An 18,197-nucleotide genomic window follows, 5' to 3' on the forward strand; every position below is an offset into this window, starting at 1 on the left:
AAATATATTTCCCTATTTTTGTGAAATGAGTCAAAAATGGATTTACAAGCCTGAACCCGATGAAGAAATTGTGGATGGATTAAGTTCGTCTCTTGGTTTTGGAACTTTTGAATCTAAACTCCTCGTTCTTAGAGGAATTGACAATTATCAAAAGGCCAGAGAATTTTTTAAACCGAACCTTACCGACATTCACAATCCTTTCCTGATGGCAGATATGCAGAAAGCGGTAGAGCGCATTGCAAACGCCATTGAAAACGGAGAAAAAATACTGGTGTATGGAGATTACGACGTAGACGGAACTACAGCCGTCGCGCTGATGTATCTGTATCTCAGCAAAATTGTACAGAAAAAATATCTTGATTTTTATATTCCCGACAGAAATTCTGAAGGGTACGGAATTTCCACAGAGGGAATTGATTTTGCCAAAGAAAACGGATTTTCTTTAATTATTGCCCTGGATTGCGGAATCAAGGCATTGGATATGATTAATTATGCCCAAAGCCTGGGAATTGATTTTATCATTTGCGATCACCATTTACCCGGTGAAGAAATTCCAAATGCAGTTGCAGTACTTGATCCGAAGAGAAGCGATTGCCGTTATCCCTTCAAAGAACTTTCCGGATGCGGAGTAGGATTTAAACTTTGTCAGGGTTTAAATACGATCTACAAACTCCCCGAAGCGGAACTATTTGAACTTACGGATCTTCTGGCCATTTCCATTGCGGCCGATATTGTATCCATGACCGGCGAAAACAGGGTTTTGGCTAAAATGGGACTTAAAATACTCCGTAAAACACGGAATTTAGGACTAAGATTACTCATTCCTGAAGATAAACTTTCCCATTTTGAAATTTCAAATATTGTTTTCGAAATCGCTCCAAAGATCAATGCTGCCGGAAGAATTTCCCATGGAAAAGCCGCCGTTGAATTAATGGTTTCCGATAATCTGAAGCATGCCCATCAGATTGTAAGCGACATCATGAATCTTAATGATGAAAGAAGAGAACTTGATATGAACTCTACCCTTTCAGCTTTAAACCAAATCATTGAATCTCAGCAGGAAACAAAATACACAACAATTGTTTATCATCCGGAATGGAACAAAGGAGTGATCGGAATTGTGGCTTCAAGACTGATTGAAACTTATTACAAACCAACTTTGGTTTTTACCGACGGAAATAATGGAGAAATGGTTGCTTCGGCGAGATCCGTTTCGGATTTTGATGTTCATGAAGCGCTCGATATGTGTTCCGAGTACTTTTTAAAGTTCGGAGGACATCACGCAGCAGCAGGACTGTCGATGGAAAAAGATAAATTTGATGCCTTTAAGGAAAAATTTGAAAGAGTGGTTTCCGAGAAAATCAAAGAGCATCAAAAAGAACCTTCAATTACCATTGATTCTGAAATTCAGATTGATGAGATCAACCGGGAATTTATTAATTTCCACCGGAAACTGGGGCCATTCGGGCCACACAATATGAAGCCGATCCTGGCGCTCACCAACCAAAAGCTTTCAGGATATATTAAGACTATGGGAAAAGATAATAATCACCTGAAGTTTTATATCAGACAGGAGTCTACCGGAAGAAATATTGAATGTGTAGGGTTCAAACTTGGTCAGTTTGCAGATGATTTCAGAACGAAAAGCTTCGATCTGGTTTTTACACTGGAAGAAAATCATTGGAAGGGAAATGTGACCCACTATCTGAATATTAAAGATGTTAAATTTAGAGATTAATACTATACAGGAAATTTTATTTATCCACCAGCTTAAATGAAAAAAATCGGACTTTTTTTCGGTTCATTCAATCCTATTCATATCGGGCATTTGATCCTTGCCAATTACATTCTGGAACATTCGGATATGGATGAATTGTGGTTTGTGGTAAGTCCGCAAAATCCTTTTAAAGAGAAGAAATCTTTGCTGAAAGATCATAACCGTCTTGATATGGTGCAGCTCGCAGTGAAAAATTATCCGAAAATGCGCGCTTCCAATGTCGAATTTTCTTTACCTCAGCCAAGTTATACCATCGAAACATTAACTTATCTTCATGAAAAATACCCGGATCATTCTTTCAGTTTAATCATGGGAGAAGATAATCTTAAAAATTTTCATAAATGGAAAAATGCTGAAACTTTGGTTAAAAATCACCACATTATTGTATATCCAAGGGTTTTTGAAGGAGATAGAAAAGATTCAGAATACCTGCAGCACGAAAATATTTCTTTGATAAAAGCACCTGTTATTGAGCTGTCTGCAACGGAAATCCGGAATATGATCAAAACCGGAAAAAATGTAAGACCTATGCTGCCGCCGGAAGTTTTTGAGTATTTGGACGGAAGCAGTTTTTATAAGTAAATTTGTAGACGTGTAAGGCGGATGAATGGAATTGGATACTGGAAATTTTCTTAGTCTTAGTTCTGAATTATCTCTAATGATCAATTAACAATTATGAATTTCTTAGAAAAATTATTCTCAAAATATCCACAGGAAAAAGTGATCAGATGGTTCAAGAACATTTGCCTGGCAGAAGCGGTTTCCTGGTTCTTCCTTTTTACGGCGATGATCTGGATCCGTACCAATCCTGAAGACATCTTCCCTATTGTCTATATCAGTACGATTGGCAGTATTCACGGTTTGTTTTTTACACTTTATCTTTTGTTCCTGCCAGCGATCAGAAAAATATTTGTCTGGGACGATGAAGACAGCGTCTTTTCGCTGATTGCAGCCTTCTTCCCTTTCGCTACAATCTGGATTGATAAAAAACTCGCACGTTTCGACAGAGAATAAAATATACAGGATCTTTTTCAGATCCTTTTTTTGTCCTTTATTTTAAAAAACTTTTCAGAAGTTTTATTTTTTTTAGGTTAAGATGTAACAGAATTCTGACCAGAATTGTCTATTTAAATAACAAAGACAGTATAGGCTAAAATTTTATTTAAAATTTTATTTACTGAAAATCAACCAGTTAAATAATATTTAAAAACATTTTAAGTACTTTGTATTGCAAGATACTTAATTTATTATATATCTTTGCAATGTTAAATAATAACAAATACAAGCTATTAAACTCTCAAAAAAAATAAAACATGAAAACGACCATTCTTATTGCAGCTATATTTTTCAGTGGGCTTACTTTCGCTCAGGAAAAAAAACAGGACACTTTAAAAACAAAAAGTATTGAAGAAGTGACTTTAACCAAACAGGTTTTCAAAAAACAAAGCGACCGTTTTGTGTATGATGTTGCAGCTTCTCCGGTAGCCAAAGGAAATACAACGTTTGATCTTTTGAAACAAACTCCCCTTTTGTCGACTACTGACGATAAAACATTGAAAATTGTAGGAAAGAATAACGCTCTTATCTACATCAATGGCAGAAAAACAAATATGGATGCGGAATCTTTAACACAATTCCTGAAAAACACCCCTGCTGAAAATATCCAGAAAATTGAAGTGATTACCGTACCGGGCAGTGAATACCAGGTAGAATCTTCCGACGGGATTATTAACATCATTCTAAAGAAAAAAATGAGCGACGGCACAAGTGGAAACATGAGAATGTCTAATACTCAAAATAAATATAATGCGAGCAATGCAAGTTTCTCAGTGAATTACAGAAAAGACAAGCTGGGAATCAATGCCAATCTTAGTGGTGGAGAAAATATCAATCCACAATCGTATATACTTAGAAATGGGACGGATAAAATGCAGAATGAATCTGTAGGAAACATTGATGATCCGAATAAAAACCTTGGAGGGTATTTAAATATTGATTATCAACTGAATGAAAAGAGCAATCTTGCATTATCATGGAACTCCTGGGCCAATAAAAGCTATAATTCCACAATTGATTTATACAATACCCTTATACAACCAAATAATGCAGGAGTAATGACCACTACTCACAGCTGGACGAAAAATAAGGAAGATGCCAGAAACTATAATAATTCTGTTAATTTAAATTATGAAATAAAACTTGATTCTTTAGGCAGTAAATTCAATGCAAATGCTGCTTATCTGAACTATAAGAGGTTTCAGTTTTCAAATAACAATACGCTCGTTTATGATAATCAGGATGAGATTACAACAGGTAAGACCATCACTCAGAATATTCCGCAGATCATCAATAACTTTTCAGGAACAGTGGATTACATTCAAAAGTTTAAAAATGATTTTACGTTTTCCATAGGAGGAAATTTTAATAAAACAAAAACGGACAATGATACTCAGAACAACACCTATCTTTTTGTAAATGAACAGGGAGAACACATTCCTAATGTGCAGCCAGATCCTGATTTCAATCACTTTATCTACGACGAAAATATTTATGGAGCTTATCTGACTCTTGAAAAGAAATTCTCAGATAAATTTTCCGGGAAAGTGGGAGCAAGATATGAAATTACTAACAGTCTGGGCACGGCAGATGGTTGGCGCAATGACAAACCGTCTCATCAGGAAATCGAAAGAAACTATAACAACCTGCTTCCTTATTTAAGCTTTAACTATGCGATCAACGATAAAAACAATATTTCTTATTCTTTCTCAAGCAGAATGCGCAGACCAAGCTTCTGGGAGTTGAATCCGGTAAGAAATTACATTACCGATTTCAACTACACTCAGAACAATCCATTTGTAAAGGCATCTTCAACGTATAACCAGGAACTTACCTATATGTATAAAAATTCGTATTTCCTGATCGTGAATCATACCTATGTTAAAGATCAGATTACACAGGTACCATTGCAGGGTTACGTAAAATCAGTGGACGGTCAGATCGGGTCTCAGAATGTATTACGATACATCAGAACCAATTTTGGTGACAAGCAGGAAATGTCTGCCATGCTGGGTGTTCAAAAATCTTTATTTAAACAGTATTTAACTTTGAATTTCAACGCAGGGGTACAGCACAATATCAACAACGGCACGCTAGCCCAGGATCCTACAACGGGAGATACTTTTGTAAATAAAGACGGAAATCCATTAGTATATAGAAATAATGTGAAATCAACCAGCCTTATCATCACGAGTAACAATACCATCCGTTTAGACAAGAAGAAAACATGGTTCCTGGGAGTAAATTATTTCTATGTTGACAAACAACAGATCGAACTTGGAATGCTGAAAAACCTGATGAGTCTTGACCTCAGCATCAAGAAAAACTGGAACGACTGGACGTTTGCCGTGAATGTAAATGATGTACTAAGAACAAACGTTGTAGAAATCGAAGATTATCAGGCTAATGGAAATTACAATTATATCAGAAACGATCAGTACAGAAGAAGTATAACTGTAAGCCTTACCTATAACTTCGGAAATCAGAAAGTGAAAAAAGTAAGAGATATTGAAAGTGCTTCTGATGCTATCAAAAACAGAACAAGATAAATCAATCATTCTTCATATAGATTATTTTTTGTGGTAACTCATCGGTTTTCCGGTGAGTTTTTATATTTATTACGAATTTAATGGCGATCATCTCGGCTGGGAAAAAGATTCCAACGCAGAATTTTTAATCCAAAAAACAGATGAATTTCTAAAAAATATTGACAAAAAATAAACGCTCTGAAAAATTTCAAAGCGTTTACTATTTTATTCTGATTTAAAAACTTCCGATCGTTCCGAAACTCCGTTCGCATTGAATGCTTCGATCTGGAAATAATAGGCATCCGTTCTGTCGGCTCCGGTGAAGAAATATTCATTTTTGCCGTACACCATGATGCTTCCGTACAATTTCTCAGGAGATTTGCCCCAGTAAATTACATATCCGTCGGCATCAGAGTTTTGTTGCCACTTCATCCAGATGCTTCTTCTTTCGCCATATTTTTTAGGATCAGATCTCAACGGAACAAAATTCTGAACTTTTCCCGGCACTGCCCCTGCTCCTTTTCCGAATACCCTGAAACCGCTTAACGCAAATTTTCCGGTCGGCATTTTCAGATTTTCCATTTTCAGGTATCTTGCTTTGGCAGGTTTTTCCAGTTCTACATAATCATGAGGAACATCTTTTGTATTTTTGCTTTTATCTACAATTACATTCCATTTCTTACCATCATTGGAGCCGTAAATCTTATACTGATGCATTTTACCCTGCGTTTTACCCATAAACTCAACATCCTGATCAGCATAATTGATCTGAATGGCATTAATGGTGGAAACCTCTCCTAAATCCGTCTGAAACCATTCTCCCGAATTTCCTGTTTTGGCACTCCAATATGTTTTAATATCTTCATCCACCGCATAATTTGAATGGTAACCTCCTAATGTTGACGAAACCTGAACCGGTTTATTATAATTCAACAACATCCATCCGGCAAAAAGTCCTTTCGAAAAATCCTTTCCCTGGGCATACTGCGGAAGATAGGTCGGATAATCTCCGTACGCCGTGTTACAGTACATCACATCATCCTTATCAAATCCTGCAGGCCAGATTCCCAGCCGTCTTTCAAAATTATTTTTAGTGGAAATAAATATCGTGGAAATATGCCACCAGTTTTTATAGTTGTCCTCAAAAGTGGCACCGTGTCCCGCTCCTCTGGCAAAGCCTCCCGGCTTATACGAAAAAGGATTGTGCTGCTGATACTCGAAGCCTTCCAATGGTTTGTCACTCACATATACTCCATCTGAATAACCGCTGAATTCAGTTGCCGGCGCTCCATACTGCATATAATATTTACCGTTATGCTTGGTCATCCACGCTCCTTCTACAAAAGGTTGAAGGAAAACATTGTCATTGTATTCCCCGAATCTTTCCCAGCCGTGATCTTCAGGCTTCAATCTTACAATCGGCTTTACAAAACCTTCCGACTGCAGGGTATTCACTTTTACTTCCGTTCCTAACAGTGGCCACTCGTTACTGGAACCCCAATACAGATACAGCTTATTTTTGTCTTCATCATAATGAAAAGCAGGATCCCAGGCTCCGACTTTCAGGGTGTCAACGGCAATTTTCCAGTCGTCTTTTGCAGGATTGGTACTTTTCCAGATTGGGAAATCCTGTTCCCACGTTGATCCGAAAACATACAAAGTGTCCTTCATCGCCCAAACGGCCGGCGCATTCAGGTCGTGAATATATTTGTTATCTCTCAGGAATTTCCTTTTCACGAATTTCCAGTCGAGCATATCGTCGCTGTACCAGTATCCTTCCTGATTAGTAGAGAAAAGGAACAGTTTATTTTTAAAATTAACAATCACCGGATCAGCTGTGGCACGGTGTTTTCCCTGTTTTGAAAAAACCTCGAACGGTGTATATCCGTAATCAATATTGATTGGGTTACAAAATGTCTTCTGCTGAGCGTTCATACTGAATATTGCCAACAAAAACATTAATGAAAGAAGATACTTCTGCATTTTCATACGTTTTAACTTTAAAAACAAAAATAGGTAAGTTTTTTGGGTTCTTTAATTGAGTGGTGGAATTTTTTGTAGTGGCCTTGTTGTAAATTTAGTTAGAATCTTCTCGATAATTTAACTTGATTTAAACAAATGAATAAAAAAGCAAGCTCAAATGTAAACTTCCCTGAAAATGTATCCATTTAAAGATAGAGTTTTTGCTTTAAAAAACTTTAAATTTAAATATGAAAAAGAGTAAGTATTCAGAGAGTCAGGTTTTTGGAATTTTGAAAGAACAAGAACTTGGGAAGAGTGTGATAGAAATATGCCGTACTCATGGTATTACACAAGGTACATTTTATCGTTGGAAGAGTAAATATTCTGGGATGGAAAGTTCGGATATTCAAAAGATGCGGGATCTGGAATCCGAAAATTCTAAACTTAAAAAACTTTATGCAGAAAGATGTTTAGAGATTGAAGCTTTAAAAGATGTTCTGTCAAAAAAGTGGTAAAGCCTTCTGGACGGCGTGAAATTGTCAACTTTATCCGGGAGAAATATAATTTCAGTGAGAGGAAAAGTTGTTTAACAATTGGTATCAGCAGGCGCAGCTATCGGTACAAAAGCAGAAAGAACGACGATGAATTAATTGATGCTCTGACCAGACTTTCGCAAGAGCATCCAGGTTATGGTTTTTGGAAGCTATATCATAAACTTAGGAATTTGGGATATATTTGGAATCATAAACGGGTTCATAGGGTTTATGTGGCCTTAAAAATGAGCATTCGCAGAAGGGTAAGAAAAAGACTTCCCACCAGAATCAAAGAAAACATCAATATTCCTCTGGAGCCTGATGAATGTTGGAGTATGGATTTTATGAGCGACAGTTTATATGACGGGAGAAGATTCAGAATATTAAATATTGCTGATGATTATAACCGGGAATTACTGTCTATGGAAATTGATACAAGTATCTGTTCTGCAAGAGTAGTGAGAGTTTTAGAACAGTTAAAACAACAAGGGCGTAAGCCTAAACGCATAAGAGTTGACAATGGCCCTGAGTTTATATCTAAAAATCTTCAGCTATGGGCTCAGGAAAATAAAATAGAGATCCATTATATACAACCAGGGAAACCTACACAAAACAGCCTTATTGAAAGACTGAATAAAAGCTGTAGAAATGAGCTTCTCAATATGTATGTCTTTAAAAATCTACAGGATGCCGAAGAAAAAGCAAATCAGTGGTGGATAGAATATAATTACAACAGACCGCACGAAGCATTAGGAAATATAAGCCCTAAAAAATATAAACAAAAAATGAAAGAATCTATCATTTAGAATGGTCACAAAATTGGGTAGCTTACAGATCCACAACACCCCATCTTCCAATATCCGGCATATAGAATCTCGCCCCATAATTATACATTCCAGTCTCCAGCTGTAGCTCTTTACCATTATACTTATAAGAATACAACCCTCCTAAGTTAGACGTTCCAAAACTACCTGCGATATGGTTCATTCCAAAAGCGTAATAATTGTTGGAAAGAGTCCGGCATAATACCGAACTCTTTCTCTAATAATTATTCTTTTCTAAATTCTTTATATCGACTGTAATCGATTTTTTTTAATTGGAAACAAATTATAATCTCGCCAACCGAAGAATTACTTTTTATCTTTATATCTTGTTAGAATTATAATACCTTTATATTCTTCTTTTTTAGTTGCCTGTAAAATAATAGAATCTTGACTTTTATAAAGAATCTTTCTATTTTGCTTAATAAAATATCCTGTAGTAAGATTTTTTTGGGATTCAATACTTACAATCGAATCATTTATTATATACCATTTCTCAGGGTTATATAAATCATCTTTTGGAATTTTCTCAAGCTTTCCTGTTGATCTTACATTGATGTATTGATATTCATTACCATTAGGAAAAAATTCATATACTCTATACGGATAAAAGTCATGCTGTCCATCAATGGAATAATAATTCCATTTCTTTCCTTGTTTTCCAGAAAAGAGTGATATTAATTCTTCTTTTTTTTCGCCTTGGCACGAAAGAAGTAATAACGTTAAAAGTAAATTAATTTTCAGGGGTCTTAAGATCTTCATAGTTAGTAGTTCTTGTAATATTACCTATAGTTGTTGTTATTGTTGCACCATTACCTGCTGTGCTAACGGAAACATTAACACCACCAGAGTTTTCGTTATTAAACCGTTCTAAAAGATTATTAAAATCCTTACCATAAGAAGCTTCTTTGTTATTAGCATTCAATACATGATTGACAAATGAACCAGCTTGTCCGAATCTAAAATCCATTGAAGTTTTTCCAAAGTCTGAATTTATAGCTTGATTTAAATATACTTCAGAATGTTTCTCGAAAGTATAAGCTCCCGTTATTTTTTCATTTTTATGTCCAAGGCTTCCTCCTTCATGATCAAGCACGGATCTAATATTATAAGCATTGTTAAATGTTCCATTATCAAGTTTTATACTATTGAAGAAAATGTTTTTTGAAGATGGATCGTAATGACCAAGCGTATTTTGACCCAACTTTTTAACGAGAACTTGTCCAGATATCCCTTTTTCATTTCCATAATGTGATAAAATATTTGATACGGCTTTTATTGTTCCTCGACTGTTATAATCTAAAGCTGATACTTTTAAAGCTCCTGTATTACCTTTTAATTGAGACAATTTTGTTGCTGTACTATTGATATGTACAATAACATTATTAGTTTTTTTATTATCTGTACCAATATATCGTCCATATTTGTTAAAATGATCATCTGTAGGAGCCATTCCATCCGGATCAATAAATCTGATTGGATTATCAAATGCATAAGTATAAGGTGACCATCTTCTCATCTTCTCTGCCAGCGGATCCACCACACCCCATCGTCCAATATCCGGCATATAGAATCTCGCCCCATAATCATACATCCCCGTTTCTTGTAGCTCTTTACCATTGTATTTGTAAGAATACAACCCTCCTAAGTTAGACGTTCCAAAACTACCTGCGATATGATTCATTCCAAAAGCGTAATAATTGTTTGTATCCTTTATTTCCAGTGCGCCACTGCTGTTTTTAGCATAGCTCACCCTGGCATTTCCCAAATGATCTCTGTACTGGTAAATATAGCGGTTTTCCGTGAAACTGTAAAACCCTTCTGCGGTCGGTACAAAATCAAGCTTCCATGTCGGCGTTAATGTACCCGGAGTGATCGGATCAACAATGATTGGACCTTTAAAAGCTTCTTTTTCATAAGCCACACTCGTCCGGCACCAGAGACACTGGGTAACCTCTGAATAACTATATTGAAAACCATCCAGATAATCCGTAATGTTAGTAGTAATCGTAGGATTTGCTTTGCTCCCGCCACTGCTATACGTTTTGCGGACTTTAGTTCCATCTGCCCTGTACAAATAGTCTAAGCCGAAACTCGTAGAAGTTCCGCTAAAGGGATTCGCTTGAGTAATGGAATAAGAATCAGGTAAATTTAAATGATTGTAAGTAATCCCCTGAATTCCTTTGTCCTTCATAGTAATCATGCTTCCATTCAGATTATAATCAATAAGATTATTTCCTCCCTCATAGCCGGTATCATTTAATGCATTCTCAGTGATTTTATCAAGACGGTTTCCTGTGTATTGATAATCAAGATCATCCACCTTTGTTGCTGTAGGAGAATAGACCTGCGGGGCATAGCGTTTCAGGTTTGAGATATTTCCATTTAGATCATACGTTAGATACTCATCAAAGTTACCACTGATCCCGGTGCTTGGCTCTTTATAGAAAGCATTGGTTAGCCTGTTGATTTTATCATAGGTATAGTCGTATCTTTTTAAAAGATTTTCAGAACCATTATTCCAGTCGATCTCCGCAATATTTCCATTAAATCTTCCGGGAGTAATATTTGCATTTTCCGGATTGTTGTATTTTATTTCATATCCAAATAATTTTCCATTAAGATTTACCGGATCGTTGATCTTGGTCATCCATCCTCTGATATTATAGCTATAGCTGATGTCCTGAAGTGGCGTTGATGGAGATACTCCCCCGACTTTCTTTCCGGAAAGCTGGGACAGTTCATTATAAGTGTTCTGCGCTAAATATTCCACAGGATTACTGTCCACCTGATGCGTATGGGTCAATAATCTGTTCTGAGAATCATAGGTGAAGTTTTCGGTAATGACTTTGTCGGTATCGGTATCCAATCGTTTGTGGCGGGTGATGCTCTGCTGAGCCACTCCCGCAAAATCAAGCCTGGATTCTACTTTTGTTCTTCCACCTAAATGATTGATCGAGTAACTTCCGATGGTTCGCCCTTTTTTGTCGTAGTAGGTGTAGTTTTTCGTCCAGTTATTGTCCTCAATGTTTTTCACCAGGCTCATTACCGGAAGGCTTTTAGTACTTAATCCTTCTGCCGTTGGAGTATCGGTCAGTGTGTCTTCTCCCAGAATGTTTGTCGGAAAAGAAGGGTTAAAACTGTAAGCAGGATAAGTGTCGTAATAATTGACAGACAACAAAACATAATTAGTCTGTGGATAGGCTGAACTGGTGGTGTAATACACATCCATTCCTGTATTGTTGAAACTTGATGCTGTTCTTATTTCATTATTAGAACCTACTCCTTCTACGGCTACTACCTGTTGGGCTCTGCCCGGCGGACTGTCCAAAATACCGGTATAGATAGGTCTGGAAAACTGATCGTATTTCGTGAAAAGCCATTTTCCCTGGCCTTCCAGCACAGTATCACGAGTAAGAACCAGCCTGTCCTGTTTATCATACACCATATATTCCCAGCCTTTTCCGGGAAGCTTCTTTTCTACCAGACGACCTCTGCCATCGTATCTGTATTGGTAACAGAGATTTTCTAAGTCGGAGAGTGATAGCGTGGTAGTGTTTGAGGCTAAAGGAGGAATGACAAAAGCCAGCTGGTTGTATTCATTATACACGTAATAGGTGTCGGCTTTTTCCGTGTCACCAAGCATTTTCCTCACTAACAGAACCTGTCCTTCTCCATTCTTAAATTCAATGGTCTGGTTGCCATCTTCATCCGTTACCGTGTTTTTGTAAAGTTGAGCTGCCAGATAGTTTGTACTCTGGCTGATCTGTGAACTGGTAGCCCCATTTACCCAGGTGGTTACCACAGTGTATTTTTTAACCGCATCTTCAACAGTATTGGCATCGTAGCCAAACTGCACAGGTTTATCGTTCCAGGCAGTGCCTACCTGTTTCTGTTGCAGAATCCTGTCCAGCGGAGAGTTTTCCAGGATTTTCTCTGCAAAGATTTTCTCCGAACCGTAAAGATTGGGCTGGGTGGCATTACTCAAAGGTGACGTATAAATGGCTCCGTTTTGTGTCCCTTGCTGGGGTACCGGAAGGTAGTCTTTTACCTGTCTTCCAAAGCCGTCGTATTCGATATAGGTTACTACATCTTTGCCCTGCGGGGAAGCTTTGACATTCACTACCTGCTTGGGTCTTCCCAAACCATCGAAATACTGGACGGTTTCTGAGGTTTTCGTAGGAGTGGTTCCGTTATAATCTAAATACGTTTTGCTGTAAATGTAATTTTCTGTGGTACTTGATTGGTTCTGGGCATGAGAAAACCCGGACAACAGCAAAGCGCCTATGGGGATTAATATTTTTTTCATCGGTATTAGTTTTTGTAGTTGTATTTGAATTCTTTTAAGAGCTTTCCGGTCTGGCTGCCTTCTCTGATCTCCATTAATCTGTTAGCAGAATCATACAAATAGACTTCTCTTATTCCTGAAGGAGGCGTGATGCTTCTTACTCCAATTAAAGGATCGTAAGTATAGGTGGTAATCTGGTAACCTGCCATACTGCTGTCTTTTCTGAAATTGTCTAACGCGGTTAAGATTGCTGTCTCATCATTTCCGGGAACTGCAGAAGCATCGGTGTCTGAAGCGGAAATAATGGCCGCTGCCAAACTGCTTACCTGTGTATAGGTAGCTCCTACAACTTTGGCAATAGGCTGAGTGTTATTATAGCCCCAGATTATTGCTGTTGAAATGCCATTTTTCGTTGTGTACTGCTGAATATTGCCTTTGTTATCGTATTTGTCGTAGGTAACTTCTGTTGTCGAAGAAGTTGCGTTTTGAAGATCATACGACAAAACGGAAGTGGGAAGTACTAGATTTCCAGTCTGAGTGGTAGGTAATGACGTTGGATAAATGGTTTCGGTTTTACTCAAAGTTTTGGTTGTGTTTCCCATTGTCTTGGTCGTGGTTGTTTCCAATGGAATACCGATCATGTTTCTATCAATCATTAACTGATTGTTCTTTTCATGAGCGTATTGATAGATAGTCTCATTCGTTACTCCATCGGAGGTGGTAGATTTCTTTTTTGTTAATTGATAATGATCAGGATTGTTGTAGAAGAACTCACTTTTTGTAATAATATTATCCTTTGTTACTTCTTCTTTTTGCAAAAAAAGATTGTTTGTAAACAATTCATAACTTCCTCCTACACCGTTGATACTTTTAGAATCAACTAATGCCAGTTCCATTGTACAGTTGGATGTAGGAATCCATTTTGTGTAGAAATTAAGACTGCTTGTGTCAATTCCTTTAACAAACTTAGTATTGGGATGATAACCATAATCATACGTTTTTGAAATGTTGGCAGCATTCTCAACTCTCAAATTACCAGACTCCCACTGTCTTGACTGTGGTTCACTCGGAAAGTGAAAATAAGGCTCTACAAAACTATATTTATATTGATGGTTAATTATCTGATTAGTTTGTGGATTTACTTCCTTTTCTTCAACATTGGTATAAGTGATATAATTGCCTAAATCAATTAACGGGAAATAACTGGAAGACGAAAAATTTAATGCATAGCCATCATATAAATTGTATAGACCACAAGGAGGACTACCGCTAACATCTTTGTAAGCAGCATATTTAGCCTCTTTTATTTCCATATGATTAGGATAGGAATAAAAATAACCTGACGATAAATTAGGCTTATCCGGTCTTGTGTACGAGTATGATTTCTTTAATTCCAGATTATTATTTTTATCATAGGTCAAAATTTCTTTAACTCTTAGTCCTCCGAAATAGTAATTATCCGGATCTTTTTTTGACTGATAGGTCATTTCGATAGACCAATCGGGAATTGGGAGATTATTATTCATATAATAATTGTATTCTTGCTTTTTAACTTTTACATGAACTTCATAATTACCCGGATTTAAATCTAAAATATAAGTATCAACTCCCAGTGTTCTGTCTACAGGAAATACATATGAGTTGGTATTAAGATTGTAAATATTAAACCGTGAACAGTCAATATTACCTCCGAATTCATTCATTGGCTGACAATCTCCTGCTTTGGAAACATAATCGATTCCCCAGCTTTTCATAAAGGCTTGGGTTAATGTCAGTTTTTTCTTAAAAATGAAATAGGTTGCATTTTGAGAAGTTGTTTCATAGTCTAATGCAGAGGTATAGACAGTTATCTTATCCGAAGCATCCATAATGGATAGATCAAGACTGTCTCTTTTATAAGATGTCCTGTTATTTTCAAAGTTGTAAATCGAGTACCCGCCTGTAGGATAGATAATCTTTTTCAACATATTTGCTTGTGTAAAGTCTGGATTTATTATTCTGTTTGCCCCTAAATTTCTGTGATGAGTAACTTGAATTCCATATTGATTCAGATATTGCGGATCAATAACCATGTTTGGGATCAAATTCCTGTTCTGTTGACCGTTATAGTATCCCCAGTAATCCTGAGCAAAAGAATTTCGATTCGGAAGGTTTACATCCGTATTATATTCAAGTGTATAGCTGTTGATTTTAGTCAAATTTTTATCATTGTAAATAACCTGATCCAGTTTCAGCCTTTTTGAAAGTTCGCTCATATCCAATCCCTGACCACAACCATACTGCATAGCCACATAATTATCAGTGGCATTGAAGTAGGAAAAATTGAATTTTACCTGATTTTGCAAAATATTATAGGAATATACATCCACTGAATTAATCAAACTGCTGTATTTCAAATCCTGTCTTACAGATCCTTTTGTAAATACAATTTTTACATTATCAGAAATAATATTGTCAATAACACTATTTTTTCCTACAGTTCCAGTTAGTGTATAAGAGGTATTGTATTCCGCTTTAAGACCATTAACCAATTGCAGATTTGCAGTCATTGTATTATTATAACAATGATTAGCCTGATTGAAATTTTCGTTTCTGTAATTAAAATAGATAAAATTATTGTTTACCGTTTTAATTTTAGTGAGTTTCCATGAAGTAATAGCATAGTCATACACCTGCATATCTTCTGCCGGAAGTGACCCGTTTTCAGGATCATAACCGTAATACTTCATCTTGCTATTGTCATATGCTCCATTTTCACCGAAATAATAAATTGTTCCGTCCGTATCGATCACCTGCCAATAATCCACACCCTGACCGTATGGAGAAATGATTTTAAGATCTGATAGAGGATAAGTAATAATATTATTTTGATTATTAGGCTGATCCTGAGCAAACATAAACTGAACGCTTTTTCCATTAGGAAGTGAAATATTATATAAATCAGGTTCATAATCAACAACAGATGTTCCGCCTGCTCCACTCATCGAATTTTGTAAAGTGGTCTGTGTTGCATTTGCTGCTTTTTTATCGGTATAGATGTATCCATTAGGCTCATTTTCATCCTTTAACCCTCTTACATTCCTTGTGATTTCTCCTAATCCGTTTAAATTCCAGCCCAATCCAAATGCGGTAGCAATTTCGTTAACTTTGATTCCTTTAGCATGATACGAAAGGCTTAAATTCAAATTGATATCATCTTTTGTATAACTGTAAATAGGAATTGATATTTGAGGTAATCCTGAAGCATAAGAAACGGGAGTTTCCGTATATTTTAGCATTTGATAAGCTTGTGGACTTACAATACTTGGAATTCTTATCTTATGTTCATTCTGAGCTGTTAATGAATAAAAAGTTGTTATTAACAATAAAAGTATTATTTTTCTCATAGGTGTTTTATTTTTTAATAATTTTCGCACTTGCCGTTTTATTATCATTTATTTTCACCCTCACCAGATACGCCCCCTGAACCAGAGACTGCGTATTAATCTTTGTCACTTTATTCTTTGTTTTTACACTCTGCAGCTGTCTTCCACCCATATCATACATCACAATATCCGCTTCCTTGAAATCAAATCCTATCTCGACATAAGCATAATCTGATACCGGATTTGGATAAATCTTAATATCCTGCTTCTCGATCAGCTGATCAATCTGCTTGTCTCCCAGCTTTACAATCTTCCAGTTTTCTTTTCCCAATTCTTCAGCACTCGTTCCGGCCAGTACAATCGAACCATCTCTGTTTAGGTTAATATCTGAAAGTCTCTCTTCTCTTTGTCTCTTGTCTCCAATGACATGCTTTCTCCACTGCTCATTTCCGTTTTGATCCAAATAAAGCATCCAGAAAGTTTCATCGTCACTTTCAATCCGTCCTTCTGCTTGAGTATAACCGCCCAGCAAAATCCCTTTGGTCAGGTTGCCAGATTCCCCTCCTTTGGAGGGACCAGGGGAGGATATCACACTCATCCCCATCAATACATCCCTGTTTTTAAAATTGTAAGACTTCTGCCATATTTCTTCGCCTCTTTCATTAAGGGAGATCAGCCAAAGATCTGTTCCTTCTTCAATCCCTACCGTTTTATTTCCTGATCTTTCCGATCTTGATTCACCCCCGATTAAGTAGCCTGTGGAAGTCAAAGCCAGCGTTCTCAAATGGTCGTCTCCTGTTCCTCCGAAATTCTTTTCCCACTCAACTTTCCCATCTTTATTCAGCTTGATGATCCAGTAATCGCCCTCGCCAAAATTGTTGGTAGACTTTGCATAACCGGAAAGTGATTTTGAATTTTGGGTTGAAGCGTCTTGCTCCCCTCCTTTGGAGGGGTTGGGGGAGGATGCACTTCTCGAATACACGCCCAACAATGCTCCGCCGTCTTTCGTCGGAATCATTCTCTCCACCTCATCCAATCCTTTTCCGCCCAAAACCAGGTGTGATAATTCTTTTCCGTTTTTATCCAGCCGTACCACCAGAACATCTTTAGAACCATAGCCTGCTGTTCCCATCCCTTCGGCTCCGCTCAGGGAACGCGGATCCGTTGATTGGCCTGTTGCCTGAGCGGAGCCGAAGGCAACATTCCCCGCCACAAAAAATCCCATATCCGTGGTCTGAATCACCGCTCTGGCTTCTTCATCTGAAGCACCACCAATGGTTTTCTGCCACAATTCATCCCCAAATTCATTAATTCTTATCAACCAGATATCCGAACCTCCTTTGGAATCCTCTTTTTTATCTAAGCCTTTCGAACTGAAACTCGTTCCAGCAAGAAGAAATCCACCTTCCTGTGTATTTACCGTAGCCGATAAAAAATCATGGTTCTGCCCAGAGAAATACTTTTCCCAGACTTCTTCACCCTGCTGGTTTAATTTTATCAAATGATAGTCGTAACCGTTGTTCTGTTTTTGGTTGATGGTTGACGGTTGATTGTTGTTGGACTTAATAGAGCTTCCGGTTATCAGATATTGCTGATCGATGGTTGTGGTGATCTGGGAAAGAAAATCCTGTGTTGCAGATTTGATGTCTTTCTGCCAGACTACTTCCTGGGCCTGAATAGCCAAGGCAGAGCATAAGAATAATGCTCCTGAGTAGATCTTATTCATACTTAGTGTCTATTTTGAGTTGTTATTAATTATTAATTTTTCAATCGTTGCAAAAATATTCTTTTTATCTCACGCCGAAAAGATATAGAATGTCAATTGTATGTGAATATTATCATCCTATCATTTAAAACCGTTTTGTAT

At 37.0% G+C, this 18,197-nt stretch carries 10 protein-coding genes and 1 pseudogene; 5 read left to right on the forward strand and 6 right to left on the reverse strand.

What is annotated here, in order from left to right:
* The first annotated feature begins 25 nt into the window (after window positions 1-25).
* From recJ to ACWNCI_RS12590, 4 genes are all read left to right on the forward strand, one after another.
* Window positions 26-1,738, forward strand: a complete 1,713-nt coding sequence (gene recJ / locus ACWNCI_RS12575) for a single-stranded-DNA-specific exonuclease RecJ (RefSeq protein ID WP_449388568.1) — start codon at window positions 26-28, stop codon at window positions 1,736-1,738.
* A gap of 36 nt (window positions 1,739-1,774) precedes the next feature.
* On the forward strand, window positions 1,775-2,359 hold the full coding sequence (gene nadD, locus ACWNCI_RS12580) for a nicotinate (nicotinamide) nucleotide adenylyltransferase (RefSeq protein WP_449388569.1): 585 nt from the start codon (window positions 1,775-1,777) through the stop codon (window positions 2,357-2,359).
* Between the two features lie 93 nt (window positions 2,360-2,452).
* A complete protein-coding gene (locus ACWNCI_RS12585; protein WP_346983974.1) occupies window positions 2,453-2,791 on the forward strand; it encodes a DUF3817 domain-containing protein in 339 nt (112 codons plus the stop codon).
* 299 nt (window positions 2,792-3,090) lie between these two features.
* Entirely contained in the window at window positions 3,091-5,382 is a 2,292-nt protein-coding gene (locus tag ACWNCI_RS12590; RefSeq protein ID WP_449388570.1) for a TonB-dependent receptor domain-containing protein, read from the forward strand.
* 204 nt (window positions 5,383-5,586) lie between these two features.
* Here ACWNCI_RS12590 and ACWNCI_RS12595 read toward each other — a convergent pair whose 3' ends face one another.
* Window positions 5,587-7,344 (reverse strand): discoidin domain-containing protein, encoded by a 1,758-nt coding sequence (locus tag ACWNCI_RS12595; RefSeq protein WP_449388571.1) that lies wholly within the window; start codon window positions 7,342-7,344, stop codon window positions 5,587-5,589.
* 227 nt (window positions 7,345-7,571) lie between these two features.
* Here ACWNCI_RS12595 and ACWNCI_RS12600 point away from each other — a divergent pair.
* A protein-coding gene (locus tag ACWNCI_RS12600; RefSeq protein WP_449386732.1) for an IS3 family transposase occupies window positions 7,572-8,662 on the forward strand; the annotation gives its coding sequence in 2 pieces (ribosomal slippage) (window positions 7,572-7,824 and window positions 7,824-8,662; 1,092 coding nt in all).
* 28 nt (window positions 8,663-8,690) lie between these two features.
* On the opposite strand, the pseudogene ACWNCI_RS12605 reads toward ACWNCI_RS12600, so the two are convergent.
* The 5 genes and pseudogenes from ACWNCI_RS12605 to ACWNCI_RS12625 all read right to left on the reverse strand — a co-directional run.
* Window positions 8,691-8,864: pseudogene (locus ACWNCI_RS12605) on the reverse strand (RHS repeat-associated core domain-containing protein); the annotation flags it as partial.
* A 122-nt stretch (window positions 8,865-8,986) separates the two neighbouring features.
* Window positions 8,987-9,439 (reverse strand): hypothetical protein, encoded by a 453-nt coding sequence (locus ACWNCI_RS12610; protein ID WP_449388572.1) that lies wholly within the window; start codon window positions 9,437-9,439, stop codon window positions 8,987-8,989.
* Entirely contained in the window at window positions 9,411-12,986 is a 3,576-nt protein-coding gene (locus ACWNCI_RS12615; protein ID WP_449388573.1) for a DUF6443 domain-containing protein, read from the reverse strand. The genes ACWNCI_RS12610 and ACWNCI_RS12615 overlap by 29 nt, the downstream gene beginning before the upstream one ends.
* Before the next feature lie 5 nt (window positions 12,987-12,991).
* Window positions 12,992-16,351 (reverse strand): hypothetical protein, encoded by a 3,360-nt coding sequence (locus tag ACWNCI_RS12620; protein WP_449388574.1) that lies wholly within the window; start codon window positions 16,349-16,351, stop codon window positions 12,992-12,994.
* A 7-nt stretch (window positions 16,352-16,358) separates the two neighbouring features.
* On the reverse strand, window positions 16,359-18,056 hold the full coding sequence (locus tag ACWNCI_RS12625) for a T9SS type A sorting domain-containing protein (RefSeq protein WP_449388575.1): 1,698 nt from the start codon (window positions 18,054-18,056) through the stop codon (window positions 16,359-16,361).
* Window positions 18,057-18,197: the final 141 nt, after the last annotated feature.

The sequence above is a fragment of the Chryseobacterium lineare genome, from assembly GCF_977014045.1.

What these genes read in the sequence shown, in the direction of transcription:
- recJ (WP_449388568.1), top strand. Translation starts at nt 26, where the DNA reads ATGAGTCAAAAATGGATTTACAAGCCTGAACCCGATGAAGAAATTGTG.
- nadD (WP_449388569.1), top strand. Translation starts at nt 1,775, where the DNA reads ATGAAAAAAATCGGACTTTTTTTCGGTTCATTCAATCCTATTCATATC.
- ACWNCI_RS12585 (WP_346983974.1), top strand. Translation starts at nt 2,453, where the DNA reads ATGAATTTCTTAGAAAAATTATTCTCAAAATATCCACAGGAAAAAGTG.
- ACWNCI_RS12590 (WP_449388570.1), top strand. Translation starts at nt 3,091, where the DNA reads ATGAAAACGACCATTCTTATTGCAGCTATATTTTTCAGTGGGCTTACT.
- ACWNCI_RS12595 (WP_449388571.1), bottom strand. Translation starts at nt 7,344, where the DNA reads ATGCAGAAGTATCTTCTTTCATTAATGTTTTTGTTGGCAATATTCAGT.
- ACWNCI_RS12610 (WP_449388572.1), bottom strand. Translation starts at nt 9,439, where the DNA reads ATGAAGATCTTAAGACCCCTGAAAATTAATTTACTTTTAACGTTATTA.
- ACWNCI_RS12615 (WP_449388573.1), bottom strand. Translation starts at nt 12,986, where the DNA reads ATGAAAAAAATATTAATCCCCATAGGCGCTTTGCTGTTGTCCGGGTTT.
- ACWNCI_RS12620 (WP_449388574.1), bottom strand. Translation starts at nt 16,351, where the DNA reads ATGAGAAAAATAATACTTTTATTGTTAATAACAACTTTTTATTCATTA.
- ACWNCI_RS12625 (WP_449388575.1), bottom strand. Translation starts at nt 18,056, where the DNA reads ATGAATAAGATCTACTCAGGAGCATTATTCTTATGCTCTGCCTTGGCT.